17 protein-coding genes and 1 pseudogene are annotated in these 17,330 nt (G+C 33.9%); 9 read left to right on the plus strand and 9 right to left on the minus strand.

Features of this window, described 5'->3' with window-relative positions:
• Positions 1 to 101: 101 nt before the first annotated feature.
• The gene (locus tag CJF42_RS07200) at positions 102 to 1,025 is read right to left on the minus strand and encodes a LysR family transcriptional regulator (RefSeq protein WP_095366029.1); all 924 of its coding nucleotides are present in this window, start codon (positions 1,023 to 1,025) and stop codon (positions 102 to 104) included.
• A 97-nt stretch (positions 1,026 to 1,122) separates the two neighbouring features.
• Here CJF42_RS07200 and CJF42_RS07205 point away from each other — a divergent pair, with 97 nt between their 5' ends.
• The 3 genes from CJF42_RS07205 to CJF42_RS07215 are packed head-to-tail and all read left to right on the plus strand — an operon-like array spanning position 1,123 to position 2,915.
• On the plus strand, positions 1,123 to 1,539 hold the full coding sequence (locus CJF42_RS07205) for a VOC family protein (protein ID WP_095366030.1): 417 nt from the start codon (positions 1,123 to 1,125) through the stop codon (positions 1,537 to 1,539).
• Positions 1,540 to 1,552: 13 nt separating this feature from the next.
• Entirely contained in the window at positions 1,553 to 2,656 is a 1,104-nt protein-coding gene (locus CJF42_RS07210) for an alkene reductase (protein ID WP_095366031.1), read from the plus strand.
• Positions 2,657 to 2,666: 10 nt separating this feature from the next.
• Positions 2,667 to 2,915 carry an alcohol dehydrogenase catalytic domain-containing protein gene (locus tag CJF42_RS07215; protein WP_141235505.1) on the plus strand — a complete coding sequence of 83 codons (249 nt, stop codon included), beginning with the start codon at positions 2,667 to 2,669 and terminating at the stop codon, positions 2,913 to 2,915.
• Between the two features lie 207 nt (positions 2,916 to 3,122).
• Here CJF42_RS07215 and CJF42_RS07220 read toward each other — a convergent pair whose 3' ends face one another.
• The 3 genes from CJF42_RS07220 to CJF42_RS07225 all read right to left on the minus strand — a co-directional run bounded on the left by CJF42_RS07220 (position 3,123) and on the right by CJF42_RS07225 (position 4,985).
• Positions 3,123 to 4,133, minus strand: a complete 1,011-nt coding sequence (locus CJF42_RS07220; RefSeq protein WP_095366032.1) for a transposase — start codon at positions 4,131 to 4,133, stop codon at positions 3,123 to 3,125.
• A 333-nt stretch (positions 4,134 to 4,466) separates the two neighbouring features.
• Positions 4,467 to 4,628, minus strand: coding sequence for a hypothetical protein (locus CJF42_RS27315; RefSeq protein ID WP_170940517.1), 162 nt, complete (start codon positions 4,626 to 4,628; stop codon positions 4,467 to 4,469).
• A 168-nt stretch (positions 4,629 to 4,796) separates the two neighbouring features.
• The gene (locus tag CJF42_RS07225; protein WP_095366033.1) at positions 4,797 to 4,985 is read right to left on the minus strand and encodes a hypothetical protein; all 189 of its coding nucleotides are present in this window, start codon (positions 4,983 to 4,985) and stop codon (positions 4,797 to 4,799) included.
• A gap of 325 nt (positions 4,986 to 5,310) precedes the next feature.
• Between CJF42_RS07225 and CJF42_RS07230 the strand changes: the two genes are divergently transcribed.
• On the plus strand, positions 5,311 to 6,372 hold the full coding sequence (locus tag CJF42_RS07230; RefSeq protein ID WP_095366034.1) for a hypothetical protein: 1,062 nt from the start codon (positions 5,311 to 5,313) through the stop codon (positions 6,370 to 6,372).
• A gap of 15 nt (positions 6,373 to 6,387) precedes the next feature.
• Here CJF42_RS07230 and CJF42_RS07235 read toward each other — a convergent pair whose 3' ends face one another.
• Positions 6,388 to 6,759, minus strand: coding sequence for a hypothetical protein (locus tag CJF42_RS07235; protein ID WP_141235506.1), 372 nt, complete (start codon positions 6,757 to 6,759; stop codon positions 6,388 to 6,390).
• 97 nt (positions 6,760 to 6,856) lie between these two features.
• Between CJF42_RS07235 and CJF42_RS07240 the strand changes: the two genes are divergently transcribed.
• From CJF42_RS07240 to CJF42_RS07250, 3 genes are all read left to right on the plus strand, one after another.
• Positions 6,857 to 7,285, plus strand: coding sequence for a helix-turn-helix transcriptional regulator (locus CJF42_RS07240; RefSeq protein ID WP_095366036.1), 429 nt, complete (start codon positions 6,857 to 6,859; stop codon positions 7,283 to 7,285).
• 139 nt (positions 7,286 to 7,424) lie between these two features.
• Complete coding sequence (locus CJF42_RS07245; protein ID WP_095366037.1) at positions 7,425 to 8,732, plus strand: hypothetical protein; 1,308 nt, start codon at positions 7,425 to 7,427, stop codon at positions 8,730 to 8,732.
• A gap of 450 nt (positions 8,733 to 9,182) precedes the next feature.
• The gene (locus CJF42_RS07250; RefSeq protein WP_095366038.1) at positions 9,183 to 9,500 is read left to right on the plus strand and encodes a hypothetical protein; all 318 of its coding nucleotides are present in this window, start codon (positions 9,183 to 9,185) and stop codon (positions 9,498 to 9,500) included.
• Positions 9,501 to 9,811: 311 nt separating this feature from the next.
• Here CJF42_RS07250 and CJF42_RS07255 read toward each other — a convergent pair whose 3' ends face one another.
• Together CJF42_RS07255 and CJF42_RS07260 are read right to left on the minus strand one after the other, a co-directional pair.
• Complete coding sequence (locus CJF42_RS07255; protein WP_095366039.1) at positions 9,812 to 10,090, minus strand: helix-turn-helix transcriptional regulator; 279 nt, start codon at positions 10,088 to 10,090, stop codon at positions 9,812 to 9,814.
• Positions 10,083 to 11,414, minus strand: a complete 1,332-nt coding sequence (locus CJF42_RS07260; RefSeq protein WP_095366040.1) for a HipA domain-containing protein — start codon at positions 11,412 to 11,414, stop codon at positions 10,083 to 10,085. Before CJF42_RS07260 ends, CJF42_RS07255 begins: the two co-directional genes overlap by 8 nt.
• 237 nt (positions 11,415 to 11,651) lie before the next feature.
• Between CJF42_RS07260 and CJF42_RS07265 the strand changes: the two genes are divergently transcribed.
• The gene (locus CJF42_RS07265; RefSeq protein WP_095366041.1) at positions 11,652 to 11,846 is read left to right on the plus strand and encodes a hypothetical protein; all 195 of its coding nucleotides are present in this window, start codon (positions 11,652 to 11,654) and stop codon (positions 11,844 to 11,846) included.
• Here the strand turns inward: CJF42_RS07265 and CJF42_RS07270 are convergent.
• Together CJF42_RS07270 and CJF42_RS07275 are read right to left on the minus strand one after the other, a co-directional pair.
• A complete protein-coding gene (locus tag CJF42_RS07270) occupies positions 11,843 to 13,408 on the minus strand; it encodes a tetratricopeptide repeat-containing sulfotransferase family protein (RefSeq protein ID WP_095366042.1) in 1,566 nt (521 codons plus the stop codon). The genes CJF42_RS07265 and CJF42_RS07270 overlap by 4 nt on opposite strands.
• Positions 13,409 to 13,464: 56 nt before the next feature.
• Positions 13,465 to 15,843: pseudogene (locus CJF42_RS07275) on the minus strand (TonB-dependent receptor).
• 840 nt (positions 15,844 to 16,683) lie between these two features.
• Between CJF42_RS07275 and gmk the strand changes: the two are divergent.
• Positions 16,684 to 17,307: a guanylate kinase gene (gmk, locus tag CJF42_RS07280; protein WP_095366043.1), complete on the plus strand. Its 624-nt coding sequence runs from the start codon at positions 16,684 to 16,686 to the stop codon at positions 17,305 to 17,307.
• Positions 17,308 to 17,330 lie beyond the last annotated feature (23 nt).

Genomic DNA, 17,330 nt, shown 5'->3' on the forward strand with positions numbered 1-17,330 from the left:
GCACTTTTGCGAAGTTCAGCTCATAGCGAATAACGGCCGTTTAAAATTGTAATATCACCATGTAAAATACAAGACCTGAACCCATTTGAGTGTTCTCAGTTTTATGGGTTAATGATTTCTTTATTTAGCCACTGTTCGAAAAAAGTTAAAAATACATTTACCTGCATTGGCATATACTGTCTACTGGCATATATAGCTTGAACACCGACCACTTCGGTATCACTATGACTAAGTCCTCGTACATATTCATCTAGTAGCAATACGAGCTTGTTGTTAGATAGGTCTCTTTTTATGTCAATTAATGACTTAAAAGCAATGCCAAAACCTTGAACAGCCCAACGCCTAATGACCTCACCGTCTGAACATGACAAATGCGGCTCTACCTTTATTGATTGTCGTTTGTTATTAACTTCAAAATGCCAATCATTTAATGGTTGACCAGAGCGTTCGAGAATCAAACAACGGTGATGCAATAGGTCTTCTGGATGTCGGGGTGATCCGTTGTGTTTTATGTAGTCAGGAGAGGCGCACAACACTCGCCGATTTTGAACTAAAGGTCTGCTGATAAGATTACTGTCTGATAAGTTACCGAATCTAAAGGCAATATCAACGCCTTGATCAATGATGTTGATTAAGCCGTCAGATAACATTAAATGAGGAGAAATATTAGGATGGTTACTGGTAAATTCAGCAAGTGCTGGTGCAACATATTGTCGGCCGAAATCAGAAGTTGCGGATATTCGTAAGTGTCCTCGCAATGTGTTTTGCGAGTCTTGTATCATATTTTCAGTATTTTCGACTTCTTCAATTACCCTTAAACAGCCACTATAAAAACGCTCACCAGCATCGGTTAACGAGATACTTCGTGTATTTCGAGTCAACAACCTTGTGCCGTAACGTTTTTCAATTTGGTTAATGCGTGCCGTCATACTTGCAGGTGAAAGCCCTAATTTTCGTCCTGCTGCCGCTAGCCCTCCCGCTTTTACTACGTGAACGAACAACGCCATATCATCAATCTTCGTCATGATTCTTCAGTTTTTGTGAATAGTGATTTAACTCTACGAGCAATTATCAAATTAGTCAAAACAGTTAAACTGATTACATCGCTTTAAGGAGGTTGATATGCAATTAAATCACGCTTTACTGCTGGCATCTAATTTAGATGAAATGTCGCAGTTTTTAATACAGACACTTGGTTTGAAAGAGGGCCAACGTCCACCGTTTGGTTTTGCTGGTGTTTGGTTATATGACGAACTCAATGTGCCTTGTATTCATATTGTGGGGAGAAGTGACATTAACCCTGAGCAATCTTTTTATTTAGGACATGATAAAAAGCACAGTTCAACACAGAGCCTGCCAACGGTCGACCATTTAGCATTTTCCTCAAATGATTACCAAGGGCTTAAAGGTCGTTTGTTAACGTATAACGTGCCTTTTATTGAACGTGAGATACCCGAAGCCAACGAACACCAAATATTTATCACAGGTCCTGATGGCCTAAAAATCGAAATTCAATCTTCGAGAAACGACATTCATTAATGGGGTTAAGAATATGAAAAACGCATTATTTAACAAAGGCAAACTTGGAAACCTTAATACCAACAATAAAGTGGTGATGGCACCTATGACGCGTTCTCGTACAGCGCAACCCGGTGATATACCCACAGAGTTAATAGCTACTTACTATGCGCAAAGAGCAAGTGCTGGTTTTATAGTGTCAGAAGCGACACAAATTTCAGGGCAAGGTAAAGGCTACTCCTTTACACCGGGCATTTATACACAAGCACAAATTGACGGTTGGAAGAAAGTCACCAATGCTGTTCATGACAATGATGGCATTATTTTTTCTCAGCTTTGGCATGTTGGCCGGATGTCACACCCTGTGTTTCATCCTGATGGACTACCCGTTGCACCGAGCGCCTTAGCTCCAGATGCACAAGTGTGGGTAGTGGGTGATGATGGCATTGGCCGCATGCTCGACTGCCCTATTCCACGAGCGTTATCAAAACAAGAAATCAAAGGTATTGTTGAAGACTACCGCCAAGCGGCAGCTAACGCTATAGAAGCGGGATTTGACGGTGTAGAGGTACACGCAGGAAATGGTTATTTAATTGACCAATTTTTACGAACTACATCAAACAAACGCACTGACGATTATGGTGGAGGTTTAGAAAATCGCATTCGCTTTGCATTAGAAATAATTAAAACCATTAGTGATGAAATAGGCGCGGAGCGTACAGCGATAAGATTAGCACCATTTATTACCCAAAGAGGCATGAATGACCCAGAAGCAATCGATGCCATTTTGTTGTTAGCAAAATATTTTAATGAGTTGGGTATTGCTTATATTCACCTCGCCGAAGCAGACTGGGACGACGCTCCAACTGTAACAGAAACGTTTCGTCAGCAATTACGTGAAAATTTCTCTGGCGCAATTGTCGTAGCGGGTAATTACACATTAGATAAAGCGGACGAATTAATTAATAACAATTTAGTTGACTATGTTGCTTTTGGCCGGAAATTTCTAGCAAACCCTGATTTACCCTATCGACTAGCAAACAATTTACCACTCAATGACATTTCAGATCCAACTACCTTGTTCGGTGGTGATGATCGTGGTTACACCAATTATCCAGTTTATGGTAAGCAAATTTAAGGAGTTATCTATGAAAGCAATTGGCCTATATCGGTATTTACCGATAGAAAATGAGCAAGCATTACAAGACGTCGAAATCGCTAAGCCTTCAGCTTCTGGTTACGATTTACTGGTGAAAGTTAATGCTATTTCAGTTAATCCGGTTGATACCAAAATGCGAGCGCCTAAAGAAAAGCTTGAAACATCACCAAGAGTCTTAGGTTGGGATGCGGCAGGTATTGTTGAAGCGATTGGTGAGAAAGTAGGTAATAAAAAATAATAAAAAGGACAGACATAAAATTTAGCCGTCCAAAAAATGATTAGTCACAAAAATTTTGATCATTAATACCAATTAGGGGTGAAAACTAAGGAAGTTATTTTTTCATATCATGCTAATTTCAGTCAAAAGATTACTATAACTGGATTTTTGCCAACAAAACTCACCTTTAATCAAAAAGAGGGGAATATTTTTTGGTAGTATTAATTACTAACCTACGCCTTTATACCACTTATCTTTATGCTCATGTGCACATTTCAACAATGATGATCTTGAACCCGAAAAATTACCATATTGCCGCCTGAAAAACAAAATCGTATTTAACCAGCTATCTTGTTCAATATGCATCACTGTTAATATTTTAGGTTCACTCTCTGAAATTGAACCGCGTTTTTTTGGGTTGATCAGTCGCCCACTCCAATCTGCTAACTCTAAATAATCGTATAAAGTAAAAGGAATTGTACCATCATTCTGACTTGCCCCCTCATTCTGACTTGAACCAAATAGCAGTAATTTTAATGGTTGTTTAGGAACTGAAATTTCATTGTTTATATGCGATTTTTTTTCTTGTTTTTTAAAGGAAGCGAATTGCTTTATCCGCTCTTGAATCGATGTAAAATCGCTATCGGTCAGAGAGTTAGCCATTTTTGCCCTAATAGGGTTCAAATCAACATATATCATGCAACTCAGTATGGCTGTTTCATCTAGTAGTGCTTGTGACTTAAAACGCCCTTCCCAAAATTTACCTGTACAGTTATCTTCTTTATTTGCAGCTCTTGCAATGAATTCATTCAAGTTTTTCATAAACCAACTTATATCATAAAGTCGCTCCCGCCACTTTTGAACAAACATTTTAATACGATATAAACAAGCTGTATCTAGCTTTTCTCCTGCTAAATAGCGATTGACCAACACGTTACCATTATAAAGTTGGTACCAACGCTTAATAACTTCATCATCATCCCAGCTATTAGCTGCCAGCTTATTTACATTCAGAACAAGGTGATAATGATTACTCATGATAGCATAAGCTGCTATTTTAATTGAAAATACTGTTGAAAGGTGCTTGATACGATCCTGTATCCAAATACGTCTATGATCGAAGTTTTGTCCCGAATAACTATCATCACCGCATAAATACGAGCGACGTATACATCTGGAAATAACATGATAATAACTACTGGAAGTTAAATCTATTAAGTTACGCCTTGCTCTCGTCATGTTAGCCAACCAAACAAATTGAATACTATTCAATCATAGTTCAATATATCTAGATGGCCAAATTATATGCCTGTCTCTATATATTCTATTTAAAGAACCCCTCACCTTTTTTTAAGCTCATTTTTCAAAAAACTAGCTATTGAAATCAACCCTGCTTTATTTTTTATTTTATTCATTTCAGAAATAGTAAACCTTAAACCTATTAGTTCTGATTGCTTTTCAGCTTTTAGCTTAGGTTTTCTTCAAATTATACCTTTGATTTTGACATGTTTATGTAAATCCATATTTAATAAAGTTTGTTTTGAATTAACTTTAAAAGCAGCTAAATTATTTTTATTTGGCATATTTTGAATATATTAATTGGTAAATAGCATTAAATTGATTATTAACTTCTTTATATTGATATTTAGCTAATCCCGATAAATCCATTAATTGTGCTATAGACTTTTCTTGTTCAAAAATAACATCGAATACTGCAGAATATTTTAGAGGCAAAACTTTGATATCAGTTGAAAAGTGAGTTTTTATAGCATTTTTAATGTTTACTGCATCAATACTATTTCACCAATGGCTGAAATTATCTTTTTTACTTTTCTTTTTAAGCTTGGTAGTTATCACTATAATATTTTTATTTAACTGCATCACTTCAGCAATAGTGTTTAATCAAGCTTTTATTGACTTAACCTCATTATAAATAGGTATTAACACTAAATCTGATTGTTTTATTGCTGAGCTAATACTGAGAGATGATTTAGATATAGATCCTGCAAGATCAAATACTATATCAATATCATCAGGGATAAATGGGAATTCATCATTTAAATCTAAGCTTAGAAAATCTTCTTCAGGCAAGAAACCATCATAAATATGATAAGGCTCATTAGTCCCTATGCAGTAACCTTTATCTAAAGCAAAGTTTGTTGCTATAGGCGTTTTACCTGCAGATCACTTAGTACTATAAATTGTAATTTTCATAAAGTTGATTTTATTAAATAAATCACATTACTAGATATACTCAGAAATATTGATTTAGCAAATTAATTTATAAATATCAGTTGTTTTTGTTATTTCGAGTTACTAGAAATAATTGCTTTACTTGAATTTATAAAGTAGCTTACAATTTGTATTTTAAACGTACAAAATTATTTTATTATTGATAAATAAAGGACAATTACTCATGAGTAGATTAATTTTACCAATATTAATGTTCGCCTCCATTCCAGCCCTATCATTCGATATTAATATCTCCGCTACAACACCATTAGAAAATGAAAAGTATAAAGACAGTAAACTCTCAAATGCAACTCATGAGAATTTAACCTTAGAAGCTATTCATAACTTAAAAACAGAAACTTTAAACGGTAGAAATAAAAATGATTTATTGGAGCAAATTATTGCAGGAGTTCGTTGGAATGATGATCCCCAACGCCAATTAAAAAATCACAAACTAGACTCTCTTGCTTCATTTCTAGATTCTTGCAGTTCAAAAGTAAACTCAAAAATAGATGTTAATTGGGATATGTTTTATCGTTCTCACTGTGGGGATATGCAGTTTTTACATTCAATGGCCTCAAATAAAAATGAAACGGCTGATATAACAAAAAAACGCATGATGCTATGGGCTGAGTTTGCATATCAAATTGCCGTTGGCAGAATGCCTGATTCTTATCCTAAAAGGGATGATATGCCTCATGAGTTTTATTTCAAAAGTTTAGACTATATATTACCCGAAGATAGTGCTGCCCGATTAACCGATTTAATGATTAAACCTAATGGAGGTCGCAAACTTTGGAATGCGCGTTTAATGTTTTCCTTAGAATGTGATAGAGATTTAACCTTTTTCAATTTTAATAGCTGGACATCTGTTTCATGTGAACAAATATACTTAGATAAAGAAGAAGTTATGAATATGGCATTAGGTTCTCTTCTGCACATGATCGAAGATTCATACTCAAATAGCCATACTAAAAGACAGAATAATGCAATTACACAATTTGGATTTTATACAATGCAGAGTTCAAGTAAACATGGTAATGCCGATGAACAGTATTCAAAAGAAAATCATGGTAATAATTTAAATCAAGCTTTAATTAATGTAATAAATTTTGTTTTAAATGAAAGAGATTTTGGGGAAAAAAATCAATGGCCTAAATTACAAAGTATATTAAACAAAGTATTTGTTTTACATCCTAAAAATTATAAAGGTGAACCTAACCATCTCGGGTATGCTAAAAATTAATTAAGCTAATATATTCTAATTTTTTTTAAACTCATGTCTACCATGAGTTTTACCCTTATCAATATGACTTAATTGGTTAAGATCAGACTTTGCTTTCAATACTTTGATCTGCTTCGCTTCCTCTTGCGATAATAGCCCTAAAGATTTTGCTTCTTGGAGATCTGCGTAATTTAATGATTTAAATGCTTGTTTCAAGCTCTGCTCATTGATTTTTTGAGCTAGTTTTACTTCTTCAGATGTACCTAGTCTGTCAGACCATAGTTTATCATTATTATATTTAAGACTAAGCTCAATATTATTATTTGCATATAAAACAGATTTAAAAGCAACAATACGCTCTTCTAATGAATTATCTTTAGGATTAAAAATACTTGCTGAATTTGGCATAAACAAATATATATTGATTACTGTATAAACAATATTGAGCCTTTGCTAAGATAAATTCAAATACTTTTATTCTTTTTAATAAATATTTAGTGGTGTGATGGATCAACCTTTTTCAAAACAGCTTTGCGAATTGGCCGATAATATGGGTATTGCTCTTTACCAGCGATTTACTCAAGTTGAAGCTTCTCTATTTTTAAGGTGTCCTTTAGTTGAATTAGAAAACTTACAAAAGAAAAGAAAAATTGAGTTTATTCAAATAACAAATAATCAAACTGAGTTTTTTGGATATCAATTAATAGATTACGTACTAACGAATATAAAAGAGAAATCATCGCCTACAGGCCAACCATCAACTTCCGAGCGAATTCTATGCTCTAAAGAAGTTCAGGAGCTTACAGGGTTATCTCGAACTACAATTTGGCGATTAGAAAGAGCGGGGAAGTTTCCAGCCAGAGTTCCGTTACAATCAACACGAGTCGGTTGGCGAAACACAGAAGTACAACAATGGTTAATGCACCTAAAGTAACTTTTTGTAATTTGCTATTTCGATTTGTTAAATATGCCAGTCATAAGAATCGCCAAATTAATTAAGCAATCAAATTGCTTTTCACTTAATTTTTTGATTATAGTTGTACCTAATTCAACATGATCAAGGAACTTTCAAAATGAATAAAAAAAGAATAAAAAAATTAGTTGCCCTAAGTTTATTTTCATTTGCTACTAATCCTGTTTTCGCAGATGATTTAAAAATACCGAATAAAGAAGAAAGTCCTTCTAAAACAATCGAAGATAATGAAACTCCTGCAGAAAACACTACTTTTTTAAAAGAAATTGATTTTCTAAAAAGTATAACAACTAAGTCTACTCCATTAAATAAAGCGATTGAAGTGTTTGCTGATTATGCAAAAGAAGCTGTAGAAACAACCCGTGAAGATCAAGATAAAATTGAGGCCATGGCCAATAACCTTCTAAAAATCACTATTGAAATGCAAGGGTTAGATAATATAGATGATCTATTTATAACAAACATAAGGGCTAGATTACATTATTTAATCGATTGGTCATACAAGATAACACTAATAAAAAACAAAAAAGTTAGTAGAGATATTAAGACAAAAATGGTTCGTATGGCTACTTTAGCAGCAGAGCTAGTCGTTGCAGGAGAGAAAAATGAAACGCCTGAAAAGATAAAGTTTCGAAAAGAAGATTTCCAAGTTAATTTTGATAATTTCTCAACCTCTATCCTTAAAGCAAAACGATTCAATTTAAGTATAGGTGCATCATACTCATATATGCCTGATATTAATTTCAAACTTAATAACTCAATTGATTTATCAACCTATATGCCAGCAAATTCAAACTCAGAACAATTTCAATCATTGGATTTACACAGTGAAATAGTTGGTGCACATAACTTCACAAATGAAGGATATCTATCGATCGATTTTACTGCTCAAATACCTTATGCCGCTGTAGATATATCTATTCCACTCTATGATGAAAAGTTTAATACTAACTATCAAGTAAACTTGCATGACATGCCTAATAGTAATAAAAATTTGATGACAAAATCTGATGTAGAGACAAATATTAGCTTAAAGTATGACTCTCACATCAGGTTAAGTCTACGAGATATTTATCAACGTTATTGGCGAGGCAGTGCAATAAATCAGTTTGATTTTGGCTTAGGCTTAGGAGTGACAGGGATAGAAATAATCGAGAAAATTAAAACAGATGTTAAATTAGCCGATGATGGACAATCATTTCTAGACGTTACTGAATCTACTAAAATTGAATCTTCTTCAAAAAGAACTCTTACACCTTTTTATTGGTCGTTATTTACAAGGTTTGAAGTAAACGACGAATTAGAAGTTGGATTTGACACTAAATTTTATAATTCAGCATCTACAGAGGATTCCCATATTAAAATTGATGGGACAACAATGAGACTTTCTTTATCTTATTCATTTTAATTAAAATTGAATATATAGAGCTATTTAGTCGCTATATATTCAACTTTCGCTATTCATGCTTGTTTAGATAAAAGTCAAACCATGATAAAGTAATTTTTAGTTAACTTTTATTACAGTCAAACGTCCTACACTTTCACCTAATGGTGACAGAAACGGTGACAGATTTTAAAATCACAAGTTATAATTCAGTGTAACAATTTGATATATTGATAATTACTGACTCTAATCCATGAGCAGATCCATTACACTCCATAATAATCCGCTACAGCCCAGTAATACTGGGCTTTTGTATTTTAAACATCCAATTTCATTCAATTGATTTAGGGTAAAAACCGCAAAAAGTGGTAGCTCGGGTCACCAATGTCGTCCAAATACCCCTATTATTTTGGAGGATCTAAATGTTAACTGAATCTTTATTAAAATCTATCATCACAAAGGCTGGAATAGCCGATGAAAGAGTTCTATTTTTTTTCACTGTCTAAAGCCGACCATGCATACTTTAAATTTCGTTATCAAATAAATCTAAAAAGACCTTTAGATAACCGCTCTATCACTGATATTAATAGATTAGAAATTTCGGATATATTACAAAAGATCAAAAAAGGGATTCGTACACAAGCACCCCGCCCCTCAATTGCTAACAAATCTTTATATCTACTAAAAGCACTTTTTAAGCATGCAGTGAAACTAGATCTCATTCGACACAATTTGGCATTATCTTTTACCGCCATGGATGCTGATCAAAAGAAACCTATAAACAAGAAGTAACTTGCTGGGGTGTTAGTGCCACTATCAATGGTTCTGCAACATCTTACAGATTTTCATTCAAGTATTAGATTGGAGCATAAATTACGAGTTAGGAACTCTGCAAGGTATAGCAGAGTTCCCATCAGTTTACCTGCGTACTTAATCTCTTTTAGACAACTAATATGATCATACTTCTGCGATAACTTGCAGAGTTAATCCCAATTTAGTTTTACTTCTCTATCGCAGGATAACTAACTCTCTGCGAGGAATAATATGCAGATAATGAATTAGTCACAGTTAAGTTTTTATAGTAAGTTAGCATGCCTTTGTAACTATATAGAACGTTTTATAAACCTAGCACTGATTTTAAACCCTCCTGGCGCCAATAATTTATTGAGTACTGACAAGCGAGGATCTGTATTCCCTTTTTCAATATCACGTAATGTTTTATCTGAAACTTTAATAAATTTTGCATACTGTGTTTGAGTCATACCATATAATTCTGTGCGAATAGTTTTGATCACTTCACCATGGGAAATAGTGTTTTGTTCTAAATTACTTTCTAGCTTAGCTAAAATTTCTTTTCGTTCTGCAACAGATAAATTAGCCATCGTAAACTCCCATATCCTTTAATTTATTTTTTATGTTGTAAAAACCTATGGCTGGAAAATTTAAAATATCTTCAGGACAATTTAGCTTCTCCAACATAGTGGGTAGCTCAATCAATTTTTGGGCAATTGGCTTTATAAAATTAATCAATTCTGCTGGTTCACAAAAATCAGAAAGCTCTTTCGATACGTGTGCAAAGTTTACTTGCCCACTTCTTTCACAATCCTTTTCCCACTTAAATAAACGAGTCACTATTTCAGGATCTGCTTTCATTGGCGCAAAATCATAAATAGGAGCAAATTGGATATCGCCTTCTAATTTTAAAAACGAAATATTTCGACCATGATTATCCGAATTACCAAAAACTAAATTTAAAAAATCTCTCACGACATATTGCTTTGCAAATTCAGCACTAGTCATTTTTGTATCACTTTTTATTCGACTCCAAACTTTTTCCATCACCTTAAAATGATCATGATAGCTGCCTGGCCCTGCATTAATGATTGAGTAAATGCTTTCTAATCCAACTCTGGTTGCTTCATTATTTTCGACGCGAATATCAAAGCGAGGTAACCATAAGCTAACTTGTCCTTTATGTTCTAATATTTTCAATCTAGACACTTCAATGGTTTCAATTTCAGTCTCTAGTAAAATATCAGTTAAGACTTGATAATAAATACCTTCTGCTTTTAATAGATTATTATCCCTAGACGTTCGATTATTTCTCGCAAATTTGGTCAAATAAGGTGTAGCCGTTAATGACTTACCGGCAAAATCACCCTCTATATAAACTTCCTCATCTTCTAACATAAGTAATAACTTAGGTGCTACTCCACCAGCACCAGTTGCCCCACCAACTGCTGCCCCTTGCTCATTGGCATACTCAAGAAAGTCGTGCTGTAATTGAATTACATCATTTATTGGAAAGCGAAAGTTATTATCTGCAAGCTTCTTAGGTACAGACTCTTTAACTCTAAGGTTACCCACTGGCGACATACAGGCATGTGTTAATAAAGTGAAATTTTGCTCAAACTCATCGGCACGGCTTACATTTAAAAACTTCAGCCACCAATCTCTAGATTTTCCTACAGGTAAAATATCATCAAGTAATGCAGGCCAATTCGGATATTCTGTTGGAATAATGCTGATAGGAGCGTTAATAGAACATGCCCAGCAATCTTTAATTTCATAACTAGCTACAGATGCAATATAATCAGGATAGTAAGATAAAGTTACACTTGAACTTACTTGTTCATATGTAAAACTTAGTTCAGCAGCATCCCACCACTTACCTTGATTGAATAATTGAAGTGTTACATTTGGCATATATCGACCAGTAGTTTGTTACCGTTAATATACAAATAGTAGCACAATAACGGTAGAGTACTACCGTTTAAATTAAAAACACCACCAAAAAACGGTAACAAACTACCTTTATTTGTATCAGCTATTATGGGAATAGTGAGCAACCCTCAAAACTATATAGTTTTACTTATCTTTTTAACGACTTCTTATAGCTTCTGTATTTAAACTTCTTACAGGTTAATTAACAGCGGGAATAAGATGAAAAACTTTACCGAAATAAAGCGAATCGCAATCGCTATTTTTTTAGTAACAAAGGGCGTTAAAAGTGAAGAACTGGAACCTCTAGGGATAACAAAAAGTCTGAAGTGGTCAAGTAAAATTGGCCACTTCATTGCCTCTGTTACAGGGTCTATTCGTAAAGAAAATAAAACAAATAAACTTGAGTTAAATTAAAACTCAATCCCTTGCTGCTTTAAAATAGATTGTGCTTCAAGTGTATTGTTTTGATATTTTTTCCAACGCCCTAAAGCTTTTTGATTAATTGGTTCTCGCACTTGTACTTTACTGGCTGTAGAAACAGGTGCTTTATTTGTATGAAATTCAAGACAACTCTCTTGCCATGGTAAATCACAAAAATCTATAATTTTTTTAATTTGACTGGTTGGTTCAGTAACTAAATTTTCATAGTTTAGCAACATGAAATTGGCGTTTTTTTGTGATTGCCAATGATGTACTAATTTATAAAATTCAGTATAAAATTGTGCGGTAATATTAAGATCAAGTGAATAACCATAATAGGGGTTATTTATAGTGAATAGCTGCCTGAAATTACCGATACAAGTATCCATTGGATTACGTAATAAACAAATAATTTTCGCATTAGGTAAAGCACGTTTAATTAAGTCGACATAAAAAAAATTAAATGGCAGTTTGTCAATAAAATGAGGTGTATCGCCTGTTATTGTGCGTGTTCTAGTTAAATAAGTCTTGCCTAGTTTTTCAAAGTCTAAATTATAAGCCGCTGTAATTGTTTCACTATCTAACACTTTATTAGATTTTGTTTGCGTGAGCTCTTTGATACTCATACCAAAATCTTGAAGTTCTCCAGCTGAAGTCACTAGGTCATGACTTGAAATAATACGTTCAGCAAGTGTTGTACCTGAACGTGGCATACCTAAAATGAAAATAGGTTCTTTGGTATCTGCGCCTTTACTTGTATTTTTTTGTGTACTGATAGATTTAATGTGATGAAATAGTTTTTGATATTCTAAAAAATCATAATGACTATTTTTTAATTTGTTATTTTTGCTTTTTTCTAAATAACTAAATGCATTTTCATAATCACCTAAACATTCATACTCTTTTGCTAATGCATGACCTAAGTGTAATATAGCATCGGGATGAGTTTGTTTATCAAATGCGACTTTTAACCGTGAAATATGATTTTTATTTTTGGAAATATTGCCTATATCACTTAAAGCAAAATGTGCCTGATAATGTATAGGATTAATTTCTATGGCATTTTCAAAAGCTGATTCAGCAGTTTTAAAATCACCAATAAACTTACAAGATACACCATAATTATAATGAAATTGTGCTTTGGTATTATCTAGTTTTAAGGCGTGTTTAAAAAATAAAATAGCGCGTTGGTGATACTCTATATGGCTTAAAGCAACGGCAAAAGTATCTGCCACTAAAGCGGATTTTATATTTTGTATATCTACATCAATAGTACATTTCAGTGCCTTTTTTAAATCTCCAGATATAGCGTAACATTTAGCAAGTTGTGCCAAATATTCATCTTGTTTATCAAATGAAAGTGCTTTAGTAATTAATGCAATGGCTTTATTTAATTGACCAACTTGAAGATTAACCATAGCTAACAGAAAGTAAGCATCGGCATGGTTAGGGTTTAATTTTAATAAAGCAACTAAAGCACCATGTGCCGTTTTTATATCTGATTTGTTAAGTGCAACTTGTGCAGCACGATGAAGAGTTAAAATTTCTTGTGTCATTGCAAAAATCTTATATAAAAAGCCTGAAATAGTATTTCAGGCTTGGTATTTTAGAATTACAGTTCAAATTGATAGTTGAACTTTAGTCCTAGGGTACGAGGACGGTTTATAAAATGTCCATAATTTCTTTGAATTTGCGCGCCATTAGCTGATGTAATATCTGCATTGTCACGCCTAACTGATGTATAGGTATATTTATCAAATAAGTTATTTACATAAAAAGTGACAGCCCAGACATCAGCGGATATTTTTGCAGATAAGTTACTTAAGCCATATCCTGGTAATGTTTCTGCACTGTTACGTAAACCCACTTTAGTGATCACATCACTTTGTGCCGTAATACCGTAATTTACATCTAGCATTTTGTTATTCATCACTTCGGTTTGATAGTTTAACCCTAGTGAAAATTGGTTTTCTGCAGAGCCTGGTAATCTATCGCCATCTTGACCACCATCACTACCGTCTTTATTAAATAAATATGGCGCATCACTAGTAAGTTCAGCTTGTGTATATGCATAAGTCGCATAGGCTGTTAGATTATCGCTTACAATAGCGCGAGATGAAATCTCAACACCTTGAGCGTTTGCAGAACCTGCATTTGATGTTATAGGAAGCTGGCCTACATCTGTTACACCAGCTACTTGGGCATCATCCCAATCAACATTAAATACCGCGGCGTTAAAGTGTAGTTTATTTTTAAACCAAGTGCTCTTAAAGCCTAACTCATAGTTTGTCGTTTTATCTGGACTATACAATAAATCATCTGCGGTACCACAACCAGTTTGTTTATCTGGTAATGGATCTGGACACTGAGTAATACCATTTGAGCCACCAATTCTAAAGCCTTCACTGACAGTTGCATAAGCCATTACGTCATCTGAAAATTGATAGTTAGCATTAAACTTAAATAAATTACCATCATCTTTCGCATTGCTTTCAACAAATTCAAAGTTAATAGCATCTGGTGCAGCGCCACTAAATACTGTATTTGCTCATGGGAAGTCCTCATCTGATTCTGCCCATACTTTATATTCATAAAAACGCGCACCAAAAGTAATATTTAGCTTTTCATTTACCGCATAACCTAACTCTCCAAAAATGGCTTGTTCTGTGGTTTCGCTTCTGCTAATTGAATAATATTCTAGATCATCAGGTCGAGAGCCACCTAAAAACTCATCGTAATGAGGTGTATATTCTCGGCTAGAGGCATCGCTTTCATATTTGTTATAATAGCCACCAACAATCCAGTTTAAAGCTGACTCATTTTGAGATACTAAACGGATTTCCTGAGTGAAGGCCTCATCATCTGTTAATTCACGTGTAAAAGCTGAAAATGATGGAAATTCTTCATAACCATAATCTAAACGGATCAGTAAATCGGTTTGGTCCCGTTGGCCATCGGATTCAAATGTTGATAAACCTGTAGCTGAAACTAATTCTGCAAATCCAAGATCTGCTTTTATTTCAAGGCTTAATAGTGAATCTTCTTTTTCTCTTGGTTCTTCATAACGGTATGCGGATTCATATTTATCTAATACTGAGTTTAAACCATTATTTGGGTTTAATGCATTATGGTGAACGATGGATCGGCCTTTTGTATCTTGCTTTTGATAAAAATAATTTAAAGTGCTATCTAGCCAATCAGTTGGTTGCCAACGTACAGAAATACGGGCCGTAGTCGTTTGCTCACCGTTTGCATCTTTTACTTTTTTTAAGTTGTCATTTATTGCTGAATTATTTGCCCAGTCAGGATCTGGCAATGATACACCGCCTTCTTTTACAACATACCCGTAATCAATAAAACCAGGATCATCAAATACATTTAAGCTAGTACGTATTGCTAGCTGATCTTCAATTAATGGCAGGTTAAAAATAAAGCCAGCTTCACCACCGGTACTATCACTTTCATTTACTGAAAATATATCTCCGTATACTTCACCTGTAGTGATATCAAGTTGTGGTGCTTTTAACATGTAGCGAATTGCACCACCTAAAGTGCCCGCACCATACAGTGTACCCTGCGGACCAATTCATACTTCAACACGCTCAACATCAGTTAAGCGCATATCAATAGATACTGGAATTTCATTTATATAGGTTGCTACTGTGCCACCATCTGAACCAGGCCCAGAGGAATTTGTATTTAAACCACGTACGATAATAGGAGAACCTGAGCGACCCCCTTGATCTGTTACTGTCAGACCTGGCACCCAACGAGCCACATCAGCAAGCTCACTGATATTTTGGTCTTTCATCACATCACCATCTAAAGCGGTAATATTCAGTGGTGCCTCTTGAACTGTTCCTTTTCGTCTTGTGGCTGATATTTGAATAACTTCAATTGATTTTTCAGCACCAACTTCTGCTGCTTGAATGGTAATTGGCGTAGCAAGCGAGCTTGCAATTGCCAGTGAGATCACACTTGGTTTAAACATTAAATCCCCTTTTACATTTACTGTTTCTTTATATTTATTACATTAAATAAACATTAAAAAAACTGTAAAACAATTGAGGAAAAAACATTCTGAATGAGTATTCACTCTTTAGTGCATAATATGCAATGATATTGTTGTTTATATTGACTTTGCTAGGAATATATTTCCAAAATTAATTTTTAATAAAAAGTTAAAAATACATAATTTATTGCTCAAAACATCACTATTAACAATAATTGAAAATTAAATTTATGGTTATTTTGAGATATCAAATACCCTTAAATATGGTGATAGCATATCGGCATTAAAACCTTTATCAAAAAAATTGACTATAAAACTCAATTAATAAAGGCGTACCTCATTGGGCGTTTTTCGGAGCAAGGGAAGACTTTGATCCATATCATGACTAAAAAATTTGGTAACGATTTTAAACTAATAATGTAATTTACTTGATAGCTATCTCAATTTATAACTTTTGTAACTCAAAAATACTTAAATCTCTTAAAAAGAGGCAAACACTATATAGGTATACCAAACCAATAAGCTAACTTTGATTGTTTACAAAAATGGTAGCGCGAGTGGAAGCTCGCTGATAGTCTGGTTAAGATTACATAACTGAACCACCTTATTCTACTGAGCTACAAGACACTGATGGATGATATCCTACGTTGAAATCCACAATATTAAATAATTAAATTCAGCATGAATAAAAACCGCTTTTACATCAGTTTTATCATTTATAGCCATTCAACCAAAATGCATTTAAAATAGGGAAAAATTTATAGCTTTATTTAGTTTTGTAGCTATAAAAATATCTAACATAGAAAGTCGAGAAGATTGATGTCACAAGTTCGCGGAAATTTATTTATCTTATCAGCACCTTCTGGTGCGGGTAAATCTAGCTTAATTAATGCTTTATTAGAGCGCCATTCGGATATGAAAGTATCAGTTTCTCATACTACTCGCCAACCTCGTCTAGGCGAAAATAACACAGAGCATTATCACTTTGTTGCTGTAAATGAGTTTAAAAAGCTAATTAAAGCGAATGACTTTTTAGAATGGGCTCAAGTTTTTGAAAATTATTACGGCACTTCAAAACAAAGTATTGAGTCTCAGCTTGCTCAAGGCATTGATGTATTTTTAGATATCGATTGGCAAGGTGCCCGACAAATGAGAAAAGTGCTACCAGAAGTACAAACTATCTTTATTTTGCCTCCTTCGAAACAAGAGTTAGAGAATAGACTTAACTCACGTGGTCAAGATTCTAGCGATGTAATAAAATCTCGTATGGATAAAGCACAAGCTGAGATGTCTCATTACAATGAATTTGATTTTTTAATCATTAATGATGATTTTGATACTGCATTATATCAACTAGAAACTATCGTTTTTGGTCAAAGATTGAAGCAAATTAACCAAGCTTTGAAGTTTAATACCTTAATTAACGATCTTTTACCTGCATAAAGTAAAAATTGTTTGGCTAAATC

Source organism: Pseudoalteromonas sp. NBT06-2, assembly GCF_002276045.1.
GTDB lineage: Bacteria > Pseudomonadota > Gammaproteobacteria > Enterobacterales > Alteromonadaceae > Pseudoalteromonas.